The organism is Shewanella sp. T24-MNA-CIBAN-0130 (genome assembly GCF_040310185.1).
Lineage (GTDB): Bacteria > Pseudomonadota > Gammaproteobacteria > Enterobacterales > Shewanellaceae > Shewanella > Shewanella psychromarinicola.
Genome location: NZ_JBEOPP010000305.1, coordinates 1 through 273, shown reverse-complemented (window position 1 = coordinate 273; position 273 = coordinate 1). Strand labels below are relative to the sequence as shown.

1 pseudogene is annotated in these 273 nt (G+C 63.0%); it reads left to right on the top strand.

Going from position 1 to position 273, the window contains the following annotated elements:
- Positions 1 to 217 (top strand): annotated as a pseudogene (locus tag AAEZ02_RS22490) (hypothetical protein); the annotation flags it as partial.
- Positions 218 to 273: the final 56 nt, after the last annotated feature.

The window sequence follows — 273 nt, the reverse complement described above, 5'->3', positions numbered from 1 at the left end:
CCTGTGGAATGACTTGAGCCGTGGCGCCAAGCAGTGGGTCGAGGGCGCGGACGAAAATGCCTTGGCCATGGGTATGAAACCGCAGCTCAGCGGGGTCAAGACCGAGGACGAGGGCTTGTTTGTGCGCCAGCATGCGCACTGGGCCCAAAGCCTGCAGCGTGCGATCGAGCGCGAACAGCAAGGGCTGATTGCCAGCGACCGTGAGGTGCAGCCATGAGCCTTGCCCGTGACCACCTGCTGGATTTTCTTTACCGTGAGGCGCGCCTGCTCGAC